Here is a 20,831-nt window from a genome sequence, read left to right as displayed (position 1 = left end):
AACTTCACTTCCGCCGCTTGAGGTCGGAGGGGGCGATACCGAACTGCTTGCGGAAGGCTGCCGCAAAGTGGCTGGCGTTGGTATAGCCAAGGTCGCTGGCGACCAGCATCACCGGCATGTCCGCCACCAGACGCCGCCGCGCCTCGATCATCCGTTCGCGTTGGAACAGGCCGTAGACGCTGTCATCGAACAGCTGGCGAAAGCCGCGCTTGACCTTCATCACCGGCAGCCCCGTCTCGGCTGCCAGCATCGCGATGGTCGGCGCCTGCGTCAGATCGGCCAGCAGCAGATCGCGCGCGCGGCGCAGCTTGCGCATCTCTTCGAGGCTGAGGTCGGCGCTTGCCCGCTCATCGCCGAAACCCGCCTCGATCGCCAGGCTGGCCATCACGAAGGCCTGGCCCAGCATCCACATCCGCGATGCTCCGGCAAGCGCGGTATCTCCCCGCATCCGGGCGCGCTGCATCGCCTGGGTCATTGCCTGCGCGGTCGCGCTCATCTCGGCGGCGGCGGCGTTCTGGCGATAGAAGCGCCCCTCGCCCAGCCGACGATGCAACTGCGCAGGCGCGTCGGGCAGCAATCCTTCAAGCATTGCCGGGTCCATCGAGACATGCAGGCTCGAAATCCGGCCGCGATAACTGGCCTGCCCGCGCACATCGGGGGTGAAGCTGACGCAGCTCATCCCGCCATCAAGCTGGTGCGCCTCGTTACGCTGCTGGTCGAGCGTCGAAAACTGGGAACGGCCCGCCAGCGCGCAGGAGAAGTTGATGCGGTGCCAGTCGTCGTGGACATCGAACGTGATCGGCTGGGCAAGGTCGCCTTCCCACACCGTCAGATCGATTCCCGGTTGCAGTTCCACCCGCGCGAAGCTGCAGGCGCCGACGTCGGCATCGCCGCCCAGCAGCACGGAAATCGGTGTTTGCAGGATCGATGATGGCGGTGTTGCGGACATGCGGCCTTACTCCCCGGCGATCCGATGCGGGTAGAGAAAAACCCGCTTCGGGCAGATTTGCAATTGATAATCACTATCATTTATAGCGACGCGACGATCCTTGTCGAGTCAATCTCGGCACCTCCCGCTTCGTGCAACCCAATCAAACCAGTCGGTTAGCACTCAACGGATATGCAGGTGATCGGGGGCAATCACTTTTGTGTGTGCAGGAGATGTTGAGAATGTACCGCCCGCGTTTCCGGGAATGCCGGACTTCGCCCCTGGCCGCAGCACTGCTGCTGGCCTCCACCGCGCTCGTGCCCGTGGCGGCATTCGCGCAAGACCGGCCGCACAAGGATGACGGCGAAAAGGCGATCACCGTCACTGGCCTGCGTGACAAGGACGAGCAGGTGGACCTTGGCGCCAAAGCGATCCAGCGCCGCGATGCCGGCAACATGGCCGACCTGATCGAGAGCATCTCGGGCCTGCACATCAACAGCCTCTATTCGCGTGCGGACGTGGCCGTGGGCGTCCAGGGGATCGAGGGGCAGAACCGCATCACTCAGCAGATCGAAGGGATCAGCCAGGGTTTCAGCGCCTTCAGCGCCAATATCGCGCAGACCGGGTCGATCTTCGTCGATCCGATGATGCTCGCCGGCATCGATGTGACGCGCGGCGGGTCCACCGGCACCGGAGCGATCGGGGGCCTCGGCGCATCGGTGAACTTTCGCTACATGGACGTGGACGATGTGCTGAAACCCGGTCGCAGCATCGGCGCCCTTGCGCGCGCCTCTACCGGGATCGGGCACATCGGTAACGGCCAGCGGCCGTCAGGCTCGGCGTTCCTTGCGGGCCGTCACGGTGGCTTCGAATGGCTGGTGGGCGGCGCCTATTCGGACAATAAGGACTACCGCGTCGGCAGCGGTTTCGACACCGATGCAATGATGCGCAATTTCCACGCCAACAACCTGACTTTCGCCGATGGTGCGGGCGGCGTGCCCGAAGGAACGTGCCGCTATCAGGCCATCATCCCGATCCTGGGCAGTTCCATGGGTGGCTTCGAGAACTGCCAGCTCAGCGTCGAGCAGGCGAAGTACCTGAAGCAGGCCGCCAAATCGAGCGCGCTGGAAGGCACGCGCAAGCGCACATATTCAGGCGAACTGCGCCTGCGCTACGACTTTGGCGACGATCACGACCAGAAGATCGACCTGTTCGCCGTCCATAGTGGCGCACGCTATTATACCGAGCAGGCACCGGTCGTCCTGGTGCCGGGCGAATGGGACGGGGGCACTGTCGGCGATCCCGCTTACTGGCGGGACGACCCGTGGTCCGTGCGCACGCGCATGAAGAACACGATCGCCAGCCTGAAATACTCGGGCGCCTTCTCCGATTGGCTGAACCCGCAGGCGCAGGTCTATTACGAAGACCAGAACCGGCGCCAGAACTGGCTGGCGCTGCCCGGCTCGATCTCGGCCAACAAGCCGCTGCATTACGATGTCACCAACCGGTCCTACGGACTGAGACTGGACAACTCCGCGCACTTCACCATGCCGTTCGCCGGGCCGATGCGCATGGACTTCGGCGTCGATCTGCGCCGCATGGACAAGACCGTCGACAGCCTTTCCGAGCAGGAATACTACGCGCAGTACATGGCCAGCTTCGGCATCGATTATCCCATCCCCAAGTGGGATCCGGAATCCCGCAACGACACGTTTGCCGCCGCGCTGTCCTTCAGCACCGAAGGCAGCGGCCCGTTTCAGGCCAACGCGGGTGTGGGCTGGCAGCATGTGCGGATGAGCGTCTACGAACCGCGCTACGTCACGGGCAACCATGCAAAGGCTGGCGTCAACGATTACTCGGCCAAGCTGATAGAACTGCGCACCTATTACCGATCGCTGGGCTATTCGACGAGCGTGGCGCGGCAGATGGCCTCGGCGGATCTCGAAGGCTACGCCGATCAGTTCTATATCATCCCGAACTCAGGCAATTCATTCTATACCTCCGGGAACGAGCATCACCGCTTCAACCTGAAGTCCGCTCACCTTGCGGTGCAATACACTCCGCAAGGCAGCGGGCTGACAGGATACGCCAAGCTCAACTACGCAGAGCGCGCGCCGACCAGCAACGAGATGTACATGGCGGGCGTCTACAACATGACGACCTTCACCGCGAACCCGGACCTCAGGCCCGAAGCCAACCTGTCACTGCAACTGGGTGTCGATTATACGAAATCGGGCCTGTTCGCAGCATCGGACCGGCTGAAGCTGGGTGTGCTGTTCTATCGCAACCGGATCAGTGACTATATCACTTATGGGCCGATCATCTCGCGCAACTCGCTCACGAGTGATCCTTACGGCGATGCCGATACCGGCGCGCATCTGCTGTCGCCATCGGCAGGCGGGATCGCCAACGTCAACAGCCTGACGCCATACATCCGGCAGGGGTTCGAACTGAACCTCGATTACCGGCAGCCGCTGTTCAACCTGCGCGGCAACCTGACGATCCCGCTGCGACATGATAACAATATCTGCAGTTGGCACTCCCCCAGCGGCAAGGCCTATCTGTCGACTTATGACGACGCCACCAGCAACACCATCTACACCGAACTCGGGCATGGCAGGAAGCTGTGCTACTCAAGCTGGAACTGGATGCAGACGGGCCTGATCCAGCCCATCACCGGCAGTCTTACCGCAACGCTTACGCCGATGGGCGACAAGCTGGAACTGGGCGGCGCCGCGCACTATCGCGGTCGCCAGCGTGCCGTGTACCGTTACATCGAGGTCATGCAGACGAACAACAACCGCCTCAATTCCACCGCACCGCTTCCCGACGGCGATGGCTGGCTGGTCGCAAACCTGTTCCCGTCGGTCATGAAGTTCGACCTTTTCGCGAACTACAAGGTGAACGACAGCATCAAGCTGGGTGTCTACGCCGCGAACGTCACCAACCGGATGGACGCGCAGCCCACCACGTTCGGCTACAATTTCTATCCCGGGCGCATGCTCAAGGCGAACCTGGAATTGCGTTTCTAGTCATGATGGCAAGGGCATACCCTGACAGGATGCCCTTGCTTGTCGTTGCGGTCTGCGAATTGAGCGAACGATGCACGGCGCGATTTCGCGATCTCTATTCCGGCACGTAAACGAGATTTCCATCCGGCAGACGATAGGTAACCCCTGCCTTGATCCCGCCGCCCTTGCCCATCCTGCTGGTGGAGGTGTAGCGCTCAAGCTTCTCGCCGTTCTTGACGGTAATCGTCATGTCGTCCTTGCCCGGATTCTCGATGACGATCACATCTTTGGACTGGAACGGGTTGAGCGGATTGCGCGCGATCAGCACCATCAGGATCGCGCAGATCACCAGGAACAGGTCCACCAGATTGACCACCGAGAGGATCGGATCATCCGCCTCGTCATCTTCGAGGAAGCGCATCAGGCGGCTCCTTCCGTCTCTAGCTCGCGCAGTTCCTCCAGCAGCCATCGGCGCCGGATAGTATAGACGAAAAAGCTGATCGATGCTGCCACCAGCGCCAGGATCACCGAGGAAAACGCGACGACAAGGTTCTTGCCCACTGCCGCGCCATCATTGTTGCCCAGCGCCAGCAGCGCCGGCCCCATCGGGATCATCGTCGCCACCAGCCCCAGCATCGGCGCGCTGCGCGATACGATGCGCAGCCATTCGAGACGGCGCATGATCTGCAGCTCCAGATCCTCGCTGGCACCGCCGGTGCGCGCACGATAGGCATGGAGGGGGCGACTGCCTCGGCCCGTTCCGCGCACAGCGGCTTCGAAGGCGAAGCTGCCCAGGCTGACGATGGCGTAAGCAAGTGCCAGCAAGATCAGCACCATGACCGGCACGAGGAACAATCGCGAGGCATCGTATAGAGTGGCTTCAAGCTCTGGCATTGAGGATCTTTCGCGAGAGGGCGGCACGGCGGGCCATGGCTTCAAGCACCGCACCGGCAAGGAAAAGGGTCAGGATAAGAAGCAGCGCCGGCAATTGTCCGCGAAGATGAGGCTGTTCCGGCATCGGGCTGGGCCGCTGGCGTTCCAGCACGCGGCCCACGGGTGGCATCGGGGGCATGGGTGCCGCCTTTTCGGCCTGCGGTTGCGGGCGTGCGGCACGCGCAACGGGGCTTGCGGCCAGCGACGTTGCAGGACTGCCCGAAAGACCAAAGCCTGCGCCTTCCAGCCGTTGTCGCGCGGCCTTGTCCGCTTCTGCAACGGCTTGTGCCAGTTCGGCGCGGCGCCGGGCCAGCGACGCGCGGGTGGCGGCATCGGTCTGCCAGTATCCACGCGAAACGGCCTCCAGCATGCGATCGACCATCTGCAACTGCGCGCCGGGATGAACCTGCGCGAAGAAACGGGACAACCCCAGCTTGCGACTGTCGGCCACATATGTGTCGTGCATCGCCTGCCACTGGTCAGCGCGCACGCTGGCGGGATCAGTCACTTGCCAGCCCCACAGGTTGTTGACGATACCGGCCATGGCATTGGCCCCGGCATAGCCCTCACGCTGCATCGCCCCGATCCATTGCGGATTGAGGTAGCGCGCGCGCAGTTCCTCGGAAATGTAACCGCCCGCACTCGTCACCCGTGCCTCGTTCCCGCGCATATCGGTGACGAAAAGGTCGGGCGTGCGTCCTGAAACCGCCCGGACCGCCAGTGACAGACCGCCAAGGTGCTCGAAGGGGTGATCGGTGGACAGCAGGCCGTGGACGTTCGACGAACGCATCAGCACTGCCGCATCGACGTCCTTCAGCTGTTCGGCGAAAAGGTTCGTACCCTCCAGCGACAGGCCCCAGTCCCGCGCACCGTAGGCATGGCCAAGGCGGGCGATGTAGGGTTCGGCAAGTTCTGCCTCGTCCTTCCAGCTTCCCTTCCCGTCGGCGACCACGCGGTCGGGAAGGCCCGTACCGTAATCGCCCGGTGCATTGGTGAAGATGCGCAGCCGTGCCAGTTCTCGGGCACGATCCGCCGCAATGCCGGAAGCGATCAGCCGCTGTTCGAGGGCGCGCGCATTCGCGGCCGGGCCTGTGTTTTCGTCGAGCGCGGCAACCCGGTCTATGCCATCTGCCAGCAGGCGCATGAAGACATCGAACTGATCGCGATAGACGCTGGTTGGCTGCACCAGCACGTCGATGCGCGGGCGGCCGAGTTCTTGCGCAGGTACGATCTCCAGCCGCTCCACCCTGCCGCCGCGTCCCCAGACCGGACGCAGGCCAAGCGCCTGCAGGATCTGCCCCTCCCCGATACCGAGCGTGCGGATCGTCTCGCCCGAAAACATCGAGAACGCCAGCTTGCGCGGCCATGCCCCGCCGTGCTTGTCGCGATAGGCCGCGACAAGCCGGTCAAGCGCCCTGCCCCCTTCGGCATAAGCGGCAGGCGTCGGCACTTTCTGCGCATCGAAGGCATAGAGGTTGCGCCCGCTGGGCACGTCGGGCTCACGCACGGGATCGCCGCCCGCCCCTGCGCGCACGAAGCCTCCTGCAAGGCCGGTCAGCAGCGCCTCGGTCTCGCCCGGCGCGGCGAGGTTGCGGTCATAGACGAGGGCCTTGTCCACTTGCGCGCGAAGGACCGGATCGGTGATGGTCGCAGGATCTTCCCGCTCGCGCAGGTAGCGATGGAGGACGCGGTAGGGCTCTGTCCGGGCGATCTGGGTGAAATCCTCGGCAAAGGCTTCTGCGGGGTCCAGTCCAAGCGCCTTGAGATAGTCCGGGCCGAGCTGCTGCATCACCGTCGACAGGCGCTGCTGCTCCTGCGCCGGTTCGCCGAAAGTATGCAGCCCCAGCGGAACCGACGCGCGGGCGATCTGATGCAGCCGGTCATGCAACGCGGTATAATAGCCGTCGAAATCGCGCGCGATCCGTGCCTTGTCCCAGCCAAGGTCTGCATCGAAATGCGCAGCTGTTGCCCGCGCCACGATCTCGCGTCCCACGCGCTCACGCACCGGCCCTGCGTCAAGCTGGGCGTACTGGTGGATCAGCGCGTGAATGTCGCGCAATTCGTCATAGAGGCCGGACGGCGCGAAGGCGGGTGTCTGGTGGCTGACGGTCACCGCCCTGCCCCGCCGACGCGCCTGGATCGCTTCGGCCACGTTGTCCTGGATGTACGGGTAGAACACCGGAATGTCGCCCACCAGCAGCATCGGGTAGTCCCCCGACCAGAGGCCCCGATCCTTGCCGGGCGTCCACTCCTGCGTGCCATGCGTCCCGAAATGGACGATCGCATCCGCCTGCCCGCGCGTGCGCACCCACAGATAGGTCGCAAGGTAGCGGTGGTCGGGCGGAACCTTGGTATCGTGATAGGCCCTGGCCGGATCACCCCCGCGCGGCGGTTGCGGCAGGACTGACAGCTTGCCCAGCGCAAGGCGCGGGATGAGGAACGCCCCGTTCCCAAGCGCAGGGCTGTCCTCGGGCCGCCCCCAATGCTGCATGATCGCCGCCTGCTGCGCCTGCGGCAACGTTGCCAACCACGCCTTGTACTGCGCAAGCGGCAGGCGATCGGCAAGACCGCGCGCGGCAAGCTCAGCCAGCTTCTCGGGGTGATAGAGCCCGCCCAGCATCGCCTGTCCGGCAGCAATCAGGTCAGCCTCCTCGCCGGGCTTCACATCGTATCCCGCCGCCGCCAGATCGCGCGACATTTTCGCAAGGCTGAGCGGCAGGTTGAGGTTGGAGGCAGCAAGGTTGCGCTCACCCACAGGGTAGTTCCAGAAGAACAGCGCGATATGCTTGTCCGATGCCGGGGCGTGGCGCAGCGCCACCAGCCGCGCCAGCTTCGCCGTCATCAGTTCGATCTGTTCGGGGATCGGCACCGGCTCGCCGTTCTCGACCGCGCCGATGACGAGGGGGTCGGAGATGCCCCAGCTTTCCGGCCCGGTCAGCATCACAGCCGCGCTCGCCCCCGAGATGCCGGAGGAGGCTGCGCGCCATTGCCCCGGCGTCATCGCGCGATCGACAAGGCCCTGCAGCACAGGGATGCCCAATGACTCGAACTCGGCCTTGCGCGCATCACCGTCCTGCATGTGAGTGAGGTTCACCAGCACTTGCGCATCAAGCGGGCGCAGGACTTTGGTCAGCGCCTGCGGATCGCGCTCGTCGTACCAGAAGAACGCCGGCGCCAGTCCTCGCGCCTCGGCACTGCGGGCAAGTGCGTCGATCACGCTTGTCTGCATGTCGCGGATCTGCCCCTCGGAAATGGCGAAGGCGACCACGGGGCGCGTTCCTCGCGGCGTGTTCCATGCGGCGAAGGCACCTGCATCGGCGAAGACTGACGGGGCCTGCGGATGGTAGAGCCCACCAGCAGGCAAAGGCTGCGGCGGCGGCAACGCAGACAGATCGTCACCCGCCAACGCCAGAGGAACCGCCTTCACGAAGCCCCTGAGGTTTGCCTCGCCACCCCCTGCATAATAGCCGATCAGGCGCCGGGCAGCGCCCTGCGGCAGCCCGCCCGATGCAGGAGGGCCGCCGCCCACCGCAATCCATGCGCCTTGCAGGTCGGCCAGCGGCCCCAGCGTTTTCTCGACGGCCGCCCGGTCGCTCGGACGCGGAGCGTCGATGACGATGAGGTCCGCGCCTGCCGCAGCCACCTTCGCACTATCGGTGCCATCGTCGACATAGCGCCATTCGAGGCGATAGCCCTCCGCCTCGGCCCACTGCGCGAGACGGGCGAACTTGGCAGGCAGCACGAAGCCGGTGCTCAAGATACGCACGGTCGGAGGCGGCACATCCGCTGCATCCGATGGAGAAGGAACAAGCGCCAGCAGAGCCAGCAGCAGGGTCAACCAGCGCTGCATCGGATCAAAAGTTCGCGCCAAGACCGACGAAGAACACCCGTCCCGGCTCGGCATAAGTATAAAGCGCCGAGGTTTCCGCGAGCCGCTTCCTGAACACGTTATCGACACCGGCCTTCAGCGTGACGCGCTCGGTCAGGTCGTGGCTGACGTCGGCCGACCACAAGTCATAGCCGTCAAGCCGGATCGCGGTGGTGCCGCTGTAGATCGTTTGCCTGCCGATATAGCGGCCACGCAGGTTGACCGTACTGCCAGGCAGGAAATCCCAGGCCACTTTCCATTTGGCGCTGTGGTTGGGCCGTTCGGCCAGCGACTGATCGTTCGAGATATCCTGCGGATCGACGTAAGTGTAGCTTGCCGAAAGCGACAGGCTTTCCAACGGCATCCATTCCCCGCTCAGTTCGACCCCGCGGATGCGGGCCTTGTCGACGTTGACATAGGCGCGCCGTTCCTGCCCGCGAATGCTGCAGCTTTCCACGCAGATCGTCTGGACAAGCCCCTTGAGGTCGTTCTGGAACAGCGTCGCGCCAAGATGCCAGCCCTTCCCGTAATAGGCCGCGCCCAGTTCATAGGCGGTGTTGGTTTCGGGCTTGAGATCCGGGTTGCCGGTAATGATGAACCGCCCGCCCGCTGCAACGGTGATGTAGCCCAGCGACAGCTGCTTGAGGCTCGGTGCCTTGAACGCCTTGCCCGCACCGCCGCGCAGCACGAGCCCCTCGACCGGCGTAAGCGTCAGGTAAGCGCGCGGGCTGGTCTGCCAGCCATAGGCCGGGTGATGATCGAAGCGGCTGCCGACGGTCAGCGAACCCAGCCCCCCAAAGCTCCATTCGTCCTGCACGAACAGCGCGTCATGATTGACGCTGTCTTCACCTGCGGTGTTGATGGTGGAATCACGCAGGAACTCATTGCGATGTTCGGCGCCCAGCGTCAGCTTGTTGCCCGCGAACGCATTGAGCGTCACGCGCGCATCGGCCACGAAATCGACTGCGCGGGTCGGTTGGGTCGGCGTCTGGTTCCGGTCGCGCTCGTTATCGCGCTCCAGCACCGATCGATAGACGCGGGCCTGCACTTCGCCCCAATCGAAAGTGCCGGTATAGCTGCCGTGCGTCTGCGCGCGGGTGACATGGTCCTGATACTCGTAATAGACCGGGACAGTGCCTGTGGTGACGGTATCGCGCGCGCGATCATCATCGCTGACGGCCTGACCGATCTCGATGCGGTGGCCCGGCGCCGGCTTCCACCAGGCGATGACGCTGCCGCTCAGCGCCTCGCGCGCCTCCAGTTCGCTCTGGAGAGGGTCGGCCTCGCTCGTCGTGCGGCTGCGCCGGCGGTACTCGCCCCAGGCCACGACACCCAGCGTGTCCTCGATGATCGGCCCGCCGACCATGGCCGAAAGCTGAGAGGTATCGCCGCCCTTGCCATCGCGGAAGCCCTGCAGCGCCAGCGCGCTCGCCTCCAGCCGCGTTTCCGGGCGGCGCGTGATGACATTGACTACGCCTGCCAGCGCCTCGGAACCGTAAAGCGCCGAAAGGGGGCCGCGCACCACTTCAATGCGGTCGATCGCAATGCTGGGCACCCAACCAAGATCGAAATCGACGTGCGCCATGTTGGCCGAGGAATCGGTGATGCGGCGTCCGTCCACCAGCGTCAGCAGGTGCTCGTTCGACATGCCACGGATCGAGATGCCGCGCCGGGTCATGCCGACGCCATTGATGGTAAGGCCCGGCTCGTTCTCCAGCGCCTCGGCAAGATCCTGCACCGGACGGCGGCGCAATTCAGGGCCGGTCACCACCGACATCGATGCCGGCGCCTGCGCGATCTCCTGCTGCGTGCGCGTCGCCGTCACCACGATCTCGCGGCCGGAAACGGCAGCGCGGCGCTCGTTCCTGATCGTCGCGGAATCATCCTGCTCCGCTGCCTGCGCACCATGCACGACAACGGCCAGCGGCAGAGCCGCTGCAATAACCAGCTTCTTCATCAAACCCCCGAATATGCGGCCCACATCGCCGAACGGCCGCGATGACATCGCGCACCAGCCGTCTGATCCGTACAGGACGGCAGCGATTCGAGTGATGTTATATCATCATATTTAGACACATCAACCGGCCAGCTCTTGACGCCGGGATAATCACGTAACATATATTATTACATGAAACGAGACAGCCGCCTTTCCGGTGTTCTCCATGTGCTGCTGCACATGGCCGAACAGCCCGGCCCACACACCTCCGAAGCTTTGGCTGCGGCGATGGCAACGAACCCGGTCGTGATCCGCCGGATCATGGCAGGGCTGCGCGAACAGGGGTTCCTTCGCTCGCAGAAGGGGCATGGCGGTGGCTGGACGATTGCCTGCGACTTTTCCCGCACGACCTTGCGCGACATCTATCACGCACTGGGAGAGCCGGAGATCCTTGCCATGGGCAACAGGACCGATGCCCCCGGCTGCCTTGTCGAACAGGCGGTCAATGCGGCGCTGGGCCAGGCGTTCGATGCCGCCGAGGCCATCTTGTTGCAACGCTTCGGCGAAGTGACGCTGGCCGATCTCAGTGCCGATTTCCACGCCCGCATGTCTGGGCGCACTGCCCTTCCTACTCTGGAGAACGAACATGGATCATGATGCCATCGTCATCGGCGGCGGCTTTGCCGGTCTGGCCGCCGCCACTTACCTTGCACGCGCTCGCCGCAAGGTCTGCGTCGTCGATACCCGCCGACCGCGCAATCGGTTCGCAAAGGCGTCTCACGGCTTTCTGGGCCAGGACGGCAGCAATCCGCTGGAGATCCTGGCCGCCGCGCGCAAGCAGCTGGACGCTTACCCCACCGCAGCGCTTCTTCAGGACGAAGCGGTCGCGGCCAGCCGCGAGAATGCCGGTTTTGCCGTGACCATGGCAAGCGGGCGCATATTGCGCGCGGGCAAGATCATCCTCGCATTCGGGCTTAGAGACGAACTTCCCGAGATTCCGGGCCTGCAGGAGCGTTGGGGTCAGACGGTCCTTCATTGCCCCTATTGCCACGGCATAGAGTTCAGCGACCGGCAGTTGGGCGTACTATATCGTACCGAAATGTCCGTCCATCAGGCGCTTATCGTTGCCGAATGGGGGCCTGTGACGCTCTACCTTGACGGTGCCGAACTTGAACCGGAAGCCGCGCAAAAGCTCGCCGAACGCAAGATCAAGGTCGAAGCCGGTCGGGTGGCAGCACTTGAAGGGCAAGGCACATCGCTGTCTTCCATCCGCCTCGACGACGGACGACGCGCAGCCATCGATGCGCTCTACATTGCGCCGCGATCGTGTCTTTCCAGTCCGCTGGCGGATCAACTGGACCTCGCCATCGACGAAACGCCGATGGGCCCGGTCATCCGCACCGATGGGGAAAAGATGACCAGTGTGCCGGGCATCTATGCCGCGGGCGACATCGCGCGCGCACCGCATAGTGTCAGTTGGGCCGTTGCCGATGGGGTTACCGCCGGAACCTCTGCCCATCGCGCCATGGTCTTTGGCTGAACCAGCCCTACCGGATATAGCGCAGCACCCGGCCTGACATGCCGGGTGCCGCCCGTCAGCAAGGGCAGCCGTCCCCTCCAAGGCATTGTGCCCGCCGCAGCCGCCAGTTGGCGAAGTGCGCCCCTGCCAGACACAGGCTGCCCACGACGGTCATTGAAGTCTCCACTACCTCGCTGCCCTCGATGGCGACACCGATCGCGAGAAGCACAAGCCCCACCAGTCCACAGGACAGCGGCCCGGCTGCCCCACTTGCGCGCCAGCCCGGAACAAGTGCCAATGCGCTGGTGGGAATCGCGAAAGCCAGAACGAGCGCATGAAAGCGCTCTCCCGGATCGATGCTTCCGGCAAGGCTGGGCAATGCGGCGATGATCAGCGGCAGCACGAGGCAGTGAATGAGGCACGCGGCGGAGGCGCAAGTCGCGGCGCCGTCGAGCCAGTTGCCCACGGCGGGTCGGGAATCCATTTTCAACATAAGCCTTTCCATCTGCCCTGCTGCATTGTAATGATATACCGTATCATTGAACGCAAGAGGCTCCATGACACTCTCTCGCACTCCCTCGCCCGCAAATAGCGGGAAGCTGCCCGTCACTGTCCTGTCCGGCTTTCTCGGCGCGGGCAAGACGACGCTGCTCAACCATATCCTCGCCAATCGCGAAGGGCGGCGCGTGGCGGTCATCGTCAACGACATGTCCGAAGTGAACATCGACGCCGACCTTGTCCGCGGCGGCGATGCGGCGCTGGCGCGATCCGAAGAAACGCTGGTCGAGATGACCAATGGCTGCATCTGCTGCACCCTGCGCGATGATCTTTTGCAGGAGGTCCGCGCGCTCGCCGACGCGGGCCGTTTCGATTATCTGGTGATCGAGAGCACCGGCATTTCCGAGCCGCTGCCCGTCGCCAGCACCTTCTCGTTTCGCGACGAGGCCGGCCTGTCGCTTGGCGATGTCGCCCGCCTCGACACGATGGTCACCGTGGTCGACGCGATCAACCTGCTGAAAGACTATTCCAGCCAGGACTTCCTTGCCGATCGCGGTGAGGCTTTGGGTGAGGATGACACGCGCAGCCTTGTCGGCCTGCTGGTCGAGCAGATCGAGTTTGCCGACGTCGTGATCGTCAACAAGGCCTCCTCGGTCACTGCGGAGCAGTTGGCGGTGGTCAGGAAGCTTGTGGCCAGCCTCAACGCCGATGCGCGTATCCTGACCTGCGATCAGGGCCGCGTCCCGCTCAATGCGATCCTTGATACCGGCCTGTTCGACGAGGAGAAGGCGGCGCAAAACCCGCTCTGGGCCAAGGAACTCTATGGCTATGCTAGGCACGTACCGGAGACCGAGGAGTACGGGATCGAAAGCTTCGTCTACCGCGCCCGGCGCCCCTTCGATCCTGCGCTATTCCATGCCTTCTTGACTGGCGACGGGCTTGATGCAGTGGTTCGTGCCAAGGGGCATTTCTGGCTGGCGACGCGGCCCGACTGGGTCGGCGAACTGGCCGTCGCGGGCGCACAGACCATGACCTCGCGCATGGGGCGCTGGTGGGGCAGCATCCCCAAGAACCAGTGGCCCGAAGACGATCGCTTCGAGAAGTTCGTCGCCCGGCACTGGGACCAGATCTGGGGCGACCGACGGCAGGAGCTGGTGTTCATCGGCATCGGCATGGACGAGGCCCGCATCCGCACCCGGCTGGACGCATGCCTGCTGCCGGTCGACACCTTCGTCCCCGCCCGGTGGCAGGGTCTGCGCGACCCGTTCCCCGCCTGGGGCGAACAGCTGGAGGCGGCAGAGTGAACATCACGACGCTCGAACGCACCCGCGCCGCGTGGATCGCGGATGAAGATGCCGCCGTACTTGGCCGCATCCGTGACAGTCATGTTCATCTTGCCGTGTGGCAGCGCGCCCGACCGCGTGACCTCGATTGGCTCGACAGCCTAGATTACGATGGGATCGACGACGTGCAGGAGACCCTGCCCGTGGAAAGCTTGGCCTGCACATTGCCTGCGAAATTGCTGCAAGCAGGCTATCCCGAGGGTCCGCATTCCGCGCTGGGCCATGAGATCACCGCCCTCGCCCTTAGGTACGCCCGGATCATGCAAACCAAGTCCATCCGGATGCGGCTTGAGATCGTCGAAACCGATGCCTGCCGCAAGTTCCACATGGACAACGTCAGGGCCCGCCTGCTGATGCCGCTGACTGAGCCCGGCACACAATGGATCGAGGCAGAGGCCGGGCCCGAGGAGCCGATCAACCACCTGCGAGCCGGCGACGTCGGAATATTCAAAGGACGGATCTGGGCTGAAACTCCTGCAATCCTTCACCGCTCGCCCCCGATCGCAGGAACCGGCGTCGCGCGCCTCCTTCTGGTGCTCGATCTGCCATCCCCGACGCGTACTGCGGAAACCTGACGTTCGCCACCAGCCCTACCATGGCGATCTAGCCGAGTTGTTCCTGCAGAATATTGGCCGCGTTATAGCAATGAAATGCGGTAACCTTGCCTTCTTTCATATGGAACACGTCGCAGCACGGCACGTCGATACGCTTGCCGGTGGCGGGCACTGGACCGGCCGACGTCATCAAGGTGCCGCGATGCTCTCCGCGAATGGCCAGTTCGACGACGACAAGATTGTCGGTCGCATCGACATGCAGGATTTCCCGATGTACGTCCGGAAAGGCTTCAGCCATTCCACTTGCGACCAGTGCGATGTCTTCTCCGCGAAAATCGATCCCGGCAGGGACATTGCGCGCATAGCCGTCCGGCGCAAAACAGGACAGGAAGCCGGCAAGGTCCAGACTGGCGCCTTCAGCTGCGGCATAGAGCTTTTCGATAGTCTGAATATTCTGCGTCATCCCCAGTGTCCTTCGTTGCGAGAGGCAGGCATCACTCCGCCATGGGCGACGCCGGGCACTCCAGATAGACACCAAGTTACAATTATGGCAGTACCTACCTAAAGGTAAGTAGGAAATTGCCCATGGACACAACGGATGGCCCTTGCGGTCTCGACGTTTCGTTGAAGGTGATCGGAGGCAAGTGGAAGCCCTTGATCCTCTATCACATCCAGGATGGTCCGACCCGCTTTTCCCAGGTGAAACAGCGTGTGGCGGGCATCAGCGAGAAAGTTCTCATCCAGCAGTTGCGCGAACTCGTCGCGATGGACGTACTCATCCGCCGTGACCACCAGCGTGTGCCGCCGATGGTCGATTACGCGCTGACGCCTTTTGGCAAGACCTTGGTGGAGGCCCTGCAGCCCCTTTGCGAATGGGGGACGCAAAATCGCGCGCATGTGGCGGCAACGCTGGCCGCAGCATCAGGCTGAATTCGCGCGGCGGCTGTCACCGATGCGGGCGCTCAGCCAACTGCCACGATTGAATGTTCAAGTCGCACGTCATCAAGCACGCGCTCGATCGCAGCATGCTGCGCATCAGTACCGCTAAGCCTGAAATCCCAGTTGCAATGAGGATGTGTCTTCACGTCTCGCACGATGATCTTGCCAAGCGCCCGGCGCCATGTCTGAGAGGTGCCGCCTTTTTCCCGGACAAGGCGAGCTACAAGCAGATTTTCGAGTTCGGATGCCGTCATATACACCGCTTAGCCGTTGTCGCCGGCTAAGAAAACAGGACCTCTCTTCCGCGCTTGATCGATCAACATCAAGTCTTGAAGGCCGGCCCCAAACGCCCGCCCAATACGGCCTCTCAGCCCCCCGTTTCCCGGCCTGAAGTCCAGTTCCCATGTTGTCGACAAAGTCAGAACGTGCATCACTTTGACCTTATGCATGCCCTTTTCCGGTCAAGCGCCGATTAGAGCCCCTCTTGCCTGCAGCGTCTCCATGACGCGCGCTGCTGCCAGTTCCGCAGGGTGCTCGACGCCCAGCAGGGCGAAAGTGCCGCCGAGCATGAAGGCGCAGTGCCCGTGGACAGTGGCGATGAGCGAACTCGTCAGTTCCGCCGCATCCCCGGCATCGTTCGGGGGCAGGACAGCCGCAACCTCGCGAGCGATCACGCCGGTAAGGCGGACGCGCTGCGCCGCCAGCGTTTCCGACATGTCCATGCCTTCCGGTACGCGGTGCTCGTAGATCGCCGCCCACAGATTGCGGTGGGTTTCAGCGAAGTCGAAGTAGCCGCGCACGAGGACGAGGATACGCCCGCGACCCTCCGTGCCTTCGAGGCGGTCTTCCAGCCACTCGCTCCAGTGCCTGAAGGTCCGCGCGTTGATTTCCATGACGAGCCCGTCGACGTTGCCGAAGACGTGCATGACCGTGCCCACCGAATAGCCGATGCGCTTGGCCACTTCGCGGGCGGAAAAGCGGGCGTAGCCGCTTTCGGCCATGACCTCCCGCCCGGTGTCGAGGATCAGCGCTTCCAGTTCCTCGCGGCCATGATCAGATCGCCTGCCCATCGTCAGTTCGCCTTTCGCACGAAGGGATAGCGCATCTGCGCGAGGTAGCCGCTCGGCACCGCCTCTGGCACGCCGTAGCCTTGCGGCCACTGGCCCTTGGGGAAGTAATGGGTGCCGAACAGGCGATCGAGCCAGGGGAAGTGGATCGCGAAGTTCTTGTCGATCCCCTCGGCCTCCAGCGCGTGATGCCAGTGGTGGAAGCGCGGCACCACGATAAACCGGCCGAGGCGGTCGAAGTCGCCCCGGATGTTGGCGTGGACGAGCGAGGAATAGACATAGACCATGCCGATGTAGGCCTGCATGACCGAGGGCAGGAAACCCAGCGTCAGCAGCGGCAGCGAGGTCACGCCGCGCAGGAGCACGATCTCTGCGAAGTGCATCCGTCCCCCGGCCAGCCAGTCCATCGAACGGGCCGAGTGATGCACCGCATGAAAGCCCCACAGGAACGGGATGCGGTGGAATACGCGGTGGAACCAGTACTGCGTCAGGTCGGTCAGGAACATCGCGAGGATGAACTGCACGGCCCACGGCAGACCGGCCACCACTGCCCGAATGCCGGACAACGCGGTGCCGTGCGCGTTGAGATAGCTCGACGGCGCAAGCGCCAGGAAGGTGATGAGCTGCACCAGCATCGAACTGATGAGGAAGTAGAACAGATCCTCGCGCCATTCGGGCCGGAACAGGCGCTGCTTGTCGCGATGGGGGACAAGGCGCTCCAGCGGGGCGAACATAAGGCCGGTGGCGACAAGGTTCACAGCGAAGAAATCGACGCCGAAGAACACACCCCAGTCATGCATTTCGCGCGGCTGTACCGACGCACCGCCAAGGATCGTCCCTGCGAGCGCCACCATGAGCGCGGTCATCCCCATCACCTTGCGCGGGCGCAGCAGCAGGCTCAGCAGGGCCAGCGCATAGGATGCCAGCAGCGTGGCGTGAACGACGATGCGAAAGGCGGACGACTTGAGTACGACCGCCAGCTCGGGCGTGGCGAACCAGTCCGGCCAGCGCAGCGCGATGACGAAGCACAGTCCGGCCGCGGCCAACAGCAGCGCGAAGAATCCCGCAAACCAGCCGGTGCCGAAGCCGCGCGCTTCGATCGGGGCTTCAAGATCGCGAACAAGCTTTTTCAGAAACCCGGTCATGGGCGGCTTTCTCCAGTGTCGATGAGGCTCTCTACCGCGACAATCGAACGCTGTCTAATTATTTATTGTACAGCGTTCGATTTATCGATAGGTTTGGTGTGAATGAGATCGAAAGGCGATTCATGACCGGGATCCTCCTGCTTGCGACCATCATACTGGGCGCGCTGCTCTACGACACAAGGCGACGCCTTATCCGCGTGGAGGGCTTGCTGGCCGAGCCCCTGGCACCAGCATATGCCGGGCCGGAGGAGCCGGTGCAGCAGGCGCACGTCGAAGCTGAAACGCCTCCTGCCCCGGATCTCGAACTCGATCCGGTAGCCGAGTTCGTGCCGGTCGCGCCCGAACCGATGCCGTTTGCCGAAGAAGTGGAGCCCGAACCGGCATCCGCCACCGAGGTGGAGGACAAGCCCGCGTCGTCAGGCTTCGGATTCGAGGATCTGTTCGGGCGCAGGCTGCCGATCTGGGCGGGCGGCATCACGCTGATCGTGGCTGCTGTGCTGATGGTGAAATACTCCATCGACACCGGCCTGCTGTCGCCTGTCGTGCGCGTGGCGATGGGCTTGCTCTTCAGCGGCGCCCTCATCGGCCTGGGTGAACTTGCGCGTCGGCGCGAGAACGTCGTGCGCGATGCCCGTGTCGCTCAAGCCCTTGTCGGTGCCGGTGTGGGCGGGCTTTATGCCGCTGTTCTGGCCGCTGCCAATCTCTACGATCTGATCGGTTCCGGCACGGCTTTCGTCGGGCTGACCGCGATCACCGCGTTCGCCCTCGGCCTGGCGCTGCGGTTCGGGGCCCCTTGCGCAGTGCTTGGCCTTGTCGGGGGACTGGCAACTCCGGCCGTCGTCCAATCGCAAAGCCCCAGCGTGCCCTTGCTGGCGGGATATCTCGCAGTCGTTATCGGCGCGATCACCCTGCTTTCGCGACGCCAGCGCTGGGTCTGGCTGGGCATCGGTGCGCTGACCGGCGGCGCGGGCTGGACCCTGCTGACCATCGCCATGGGCGATCTTGACAGCGGATCGACGCTGGCGATGGGCCTGCTGGTGCTCCTGCTGGGGCTGGGCCTGCCTGCTCTGGCAGTGGAAGGGCGCACCGCGCCGATACTGCGGGGGGTGACAGGCGTGGTCGGGGCGCTGCAACTGGCGCTGATCATCGCGCGGGGCGAGTTCGCGCCCCTGACATGGGGCCTTTACGGACTGCTTTCGCTGGCGTTCGTGTGGCTGGCCGGCCGCACGCCGGTTCTGCGGCGCACAGTCGCCGTGCCTTTACTGACCGCTCTGGGGCTCGTCGCGGTCTGGCCAACGCCGGGTGCGGGGCTGTTTGCCTCTGTCGTGGCCGGGATCACGGCGATCTACGGTGGTTATGCGCTCTGGCGGGTATGGCGTGAAGACGGCAGCCTCGTTGAAGTCGGGCTGCTCGGCGCCATTGCGCTCGGCGGCTATGTCGTCTGCTTCGGGCAGTTCTACGCAGGCCATCCGGGGCAGGATCTGCGGTTCGCGCTGCTGGCGCTGGCGTTCTCGGCCGTGCCGATGCTTGGCGCCGGCCTGGGATGGCGTAACGGCGAGCGTGGCGGCGATGCCCGGTTCGCGCTGCTGTCGTGCTGCTCTGGAGTGCTGGTGGCGCTGGCGGGGCTGGTCGGCCTGCCCGAATGGTGCGCGCCGATGGTCATCGCCACAGTGGCGGCGACGCTGCTCGGGCTTTCGGTCATGGCGCAGGATCAGCGTGTGGCCAAGGGCGCTCTCGGTTTCCTTGTCATGGCTGTCATCGCGCTGGTGGTGACGATCGAGACTACAGCCGAACTGGCGCGTCTTTTCGAAGTTGCGGCGGTTCCGCATCCCGCGCGGGCGGTGCTGCGATGGAGCTTGCTCTGCGCCGTGACGGCGGCCTTTGCCTGGCGCAATTGCGGCACGATGCTACGGTTCGTGTTGCAGCCTGTGGCGGCCGTGCTCGGCTATGGACTGGTTGCACAGATCGTCCCGGCCCCGTGGCTTGCGGTAGTGACCAGCGCCGCATTGATCGCTCTGGTCGAGGCTGGCCGCCGTCGGCAGGTTCTGGCGCTGGAGCCGACATGGGCGACGGTGGCCGGCCTGCTGGCACTGTGGGCGCTTCAGCCGATCGGCCACTGGCTTCTGGCTGGCATGATGTCGCTGGGTGGAAATCCGGTGTACGTTGGAGAACTGCCGTCGGTCGGCATGGCGATCGGAAGGCTGGTGGTGCCGGCAATCGCGGGTGCTTTCATGCTGTGGCGCATGCCTTTGCGCCTGACTGATATCGCCCGTATGGGCGGCGCGGCGTTGACGAGCGGGCTTGCCCTCATCGGCGCGCACGTCCTGTACAAGCAGCTTTTTGCCATCGGTGACTACGCCGCCTTCGTCCGCCTCGGACTTGCCGAAAGATGCCTTTGGGAAACCGTGCTAATGGCAGCGGGAACGCTGGCATGGCGCTATCTGGCGGCGCGGCGCATAGCCATCGGGCTTGTTCTGGCAGGCATGGCGCATAACCTCGTCTACACCGTCGCGCTGCATGATCCCTTGTGGGCCAAGCAGGCAGTCGGCGCATGGCCCCTGGCCAACCTGCTGCTGCCCGCATTCGGCATCACGTTCCTTGGAGTATCGATCCTCGAACGCATCGTGCCCGAGTTCCCCAGCAACTTGCGGCGGGTCGGCGACGGGCTCCGCATGGCGCTTGTTCTCCTCTTCGCTTTCGCGACATTGCGCCAGTTGTTCGCAGGCTCGGTCCTGGTTCTCGGGAACGTGACGGAACTGGAGAACATAGGGCGGTCGGTGCTCGCCATTGTGTTGGCTGTCGGGTTCCTGCTCTGGGGCATCCGCAAGGGCCTGAGCGACTGGCGCCTTACTTCGCTGGTGCTGATGCTCGGTGCGGCAGGCAAGGTCTTCCTGATAGATGCATCGGGACTGCAAGGACTATTGCGCATCGCCTCGTTCCTCGCTCTCGGCTTTAGCCTGATCGGGATCGGCTGGCTGCACAACCGCTACAGGAACTAGCTAGCGTTTCCGGTCCCTCGCCCCCTGCTTTTCCGTTTCCAAGTGCGGCTCGTCGGATTTCCCATCCGAATGCCCATGACTGGCCAACAAG

The 20,831-nt window shown here is 64.0% G+C and carries 17 protein-coding genes; 7 read left to right on the top strand and 10 right to left on the bottom strand.

The genetic code is table 11. The features are described from left to right. Positions 1-4: 4 nt before the first annotated feature. A complete protein-coding gene (locus A8V01_RS24795) occupies positions 5-949 on the bottom strand; it encodes a helix-turn-helix domain-containing protein (RefSeq protein ID WP_103098932.1) in 945 nt (314 codons plus the stop codon). A gap of 221 nt (positions 950-1,170) precedes the next feature. On the opposite strand from A8V01_RS24795, the gene A8V01_RS24790 reads away from it, so the two are divergent. Further along, positions 1,171-3,960 (top strand): TonB-dependent receptor plug domain-containing protein, encoded by a 2,790-nt coding sequence (locus A8V01_RS24790; protein WP_103098931.1) that lies wholly within the window; start codon positions 1,171-1,173, stop codon positions 3,958-3,960. 94 nt (positions 3,961-4,054) lie between these two features. Here A8V01_RS24790 and A8V01_RS24785 read toward each other — a convergent pair whose 3' ends face one another. The 4 genes from A8V01_RS24785 to A8V01_RS24770 are packed head-to-tail and all read right to left on the bottom strand — an operon-like array spanning position 4,055 to position 10,697. Next, the gene (locus tag A8V01_RS24785; protein WP_103098930.1) at positions 4,055-4,360 is read right to left on the bottom strand and encodes a DUF2149 domain-containing protein; all 306 of its coding nucleotides are present in this window, start codon (positions 4,358-4,360) and stop codon (positions 4,055-4,057) included. Next, the gene (locus A8V01_RS24780; RefSeq protein ID WP_103098929.1) at positions 4,360-4,833 is read right to left on the bottom strand and encodes a MotA/TolQ/ExbB proton channel family protein; all 474 of its coding nucleotides are present in this window, start codon (positions 4,831-4,833) and stop codon (positions 4,360-4,362) included. Before A8V01_RS24780 ends, A8V01_RS24785 begins: the two co-directional genes overlap by 1 nt. After that, positions 4,820-8,722, bottom strand: a complete 3,903-nt coding sequence (cobN, locus tag A8V01_RS24775; protein ID WP_103098928.1) for a cobaltochelatase subunit CobN — start codon at positions 8,720-8,722, stop codon at positions 4,820-4,822. The genes A8V01_RS24780 and cobN overlap by 14 nt, the downstream gene beginning before the upstream one ends. Positions 8,723-8,726: 4 nt before the next feature. Then, positions 8,727-10,697: a TonB-dependent receptor domain-containing protein gene (locus tag A8V01_RS24770; RefSeq protein ID WP_170066058.1), complete on the bottom strand. Its 1,971-nt coding sequence runs from the start codon at positions 10,695-10,697 to the stop codon at positions 8,727-8,729. A gap of 171 nt (positions 10,698-10,868) precedes the next feature. Here A8V01_RS24770 and A8V01_RS24765 point away from each other — a divergent pair, with 171 nt between their 5' ends. Continuing rightward, positions 10,869-11,333: an Rrf2 family transcriptional regulator gene (locus A8V01_RS24765; protein WP_103098926.1), complete on the top strand. Its 465-nt coding sequence runs from the start codon at positions 10,869-10,871 to the stop codon at positions 11,331-11,333. Next, on the top strand, positions 11,323-12,216 hold the full coding sequence (locus A8V01_RS24760) for an NAD(P)/FAD-dependent oxidoreductase (RefSeq protein WP_103098925.1): 894 nt from the start codon (positions 11,323-11,325) through the stop codon (positions 12,214-12,216). The genes A8V01_RS24765 and A8V01_RS24760 overlap by 11 nt, the downstream gene beginning before the upstream one ends. 55 nt (positions 12,217-12,271) lie before the next feature. Here the strand turns inward: A8V01_RS24760 and A8V01_RS24755 are convergent, their stop codons facing one another. Continuing rightward, positions 12,272-12,679, bottom strand: a complete 408-nt coding sequence (locus A8V01_RS24755) for a MerC domain-containing protein (RefSeq protein WP_245892811.1) — start codon at positions 12,677-12,679, stop codon at positions 12,272-12,274. A 73-nt stretch (positions 12,680-12,752) separates the two neighbouring features. Between A8V01_RS24755 and A8V01_RS24750 the strand changes: the two genes are divergently transcribed. Continuing rightward, on the top strand, positions 12,753-13,997 hold the full coding sequence (locus A8V01_RS24750) for a GTP-binding protein (protein ID WP_103098924.1): 1,245 nt from the start codon (positions 12,753-12,755) through the stop codon (positions 13,995-13,997). Further along, complete coding sequence (locus A8V01_RS24745; protein WP_170066057.1) at positions 13,994-14,611, top strand: DUF1826 domain-containing protein; 618 nt, start codon at positions 13,994-13,996, stop codon at positions 14,609-14,611. Before A8V01_RS24750 ends, A8V01_RS24745 begins: the two co-directional genes overlap by 4 nt. A 28-nt stretch (positions 14,612-14,639) precedes the next feature. Here A8V01_RS24745 and A8V01_RS24740 read toward each other — a convergent pair whose 3' ends face one another. Further along, positions 14,640-15,053 carry a nuclear transport factor 2 family protein gene (locus A8V01_RS24740; RefSeq protein WP_103098922.1) on the bottom strand — a complete coding sequence of 138 codons (414 nt, stop codon included), beginning with the start codon at positions 15,051-15,053 and terminating at the stop codon, positions 14,640-14,642. 122 nt (positions 15,054-15,175) lie between these two features. On the opposite strand from A8V01_RS24740, the gene A8V01_RS24735 reads away from it, so the two are divergent. After that, complete coding sequence (locus A8V01_RS24735; protein ID WP_103098921.1) at positions 15,176-15,520, top strand: winged helix-turn-helix transcriptional regulator; 345 nt, start codon at positions 15,176-15,178, stop codon at positions 15,518-15,520. A 32-nt stretch (positions 15,521-15,552) separates the two neighbouring features. On the opposite strand, the gene A8V01_RS24730 is transcribed toward A8V01_RS24735, so the two are convergent. The 3 genes from A8V01_RS24730 to A8V01_RS24715 all read right to left on the bottom strand — a co-directional run bounded on the left by A8V01_RS24730 (position 15,553) and on the right by A8V01_RS24715 (position 17,741). Next, on the bottom strand, positions 15,553-15,783 hold the full coding sequence (locus A8V01_RS24730; protein WP_103098920.1) for a hypothetical protein: 231 nt from the start codon (positions 15,781-15,783) through the stop codon (positions 15,553-15,555). A 207-nt stretch (positions 15,784-15,990) separates the two neighbouring features. Beyond that, positions 15,991-16,599, bottom strand: coding sequence for a TetR/AcrR family transcriptional regulator (locus A8V01_RS24720; protein ID WP_103098918.1), 609 nt, complete (start codon positions 16,597-16,599; stop codon positions 15,991-15,993). A 2-nt stretch (positions 16,600-16,601) separates the two neighbouring features. Beyond that, a complete protein-coding gene (locus A8V01_RS24715) occupies positions 16,602-17,741 on the bottom strand; it encodes a sterol desaturase family protein (protein WP_103098917.1) in 1,140 nt (379 codons plus the stop codon). 122 nt (positions 17,742-17,863) lie between these two features. Between A8V01_RS24715 and A8V01_RS24710 the strand changes: the two genes are divergently transcribed. Beyond that, a complete protein-coding gene (locus A8V01_RS24710) occupies positions 17,864-20,740 on the top strand; it encodes a DUF2339 domain-containing protein (protein WP_146037382.1) in 2,877 nt (958 codons plus the stop codon). Positions 20,741-20,831 lie beyond the last annotated feature (91 nt).

The organism is Novosphingobium guangzhouense (assembly GCF_002896965.1).
GTDB classification, from domain to species: Bacteria; Pseudomonadota; Alphaproteobacteria; order Sphingomonadales; family Sphingomonadaceae; genus Novosphingobium; species Novosphingobium guangzhouense.
Note: the sequence above shows the minus strand (reverse complement) of the source record. Positions and strands in the feature narration are given on the sequence as shown.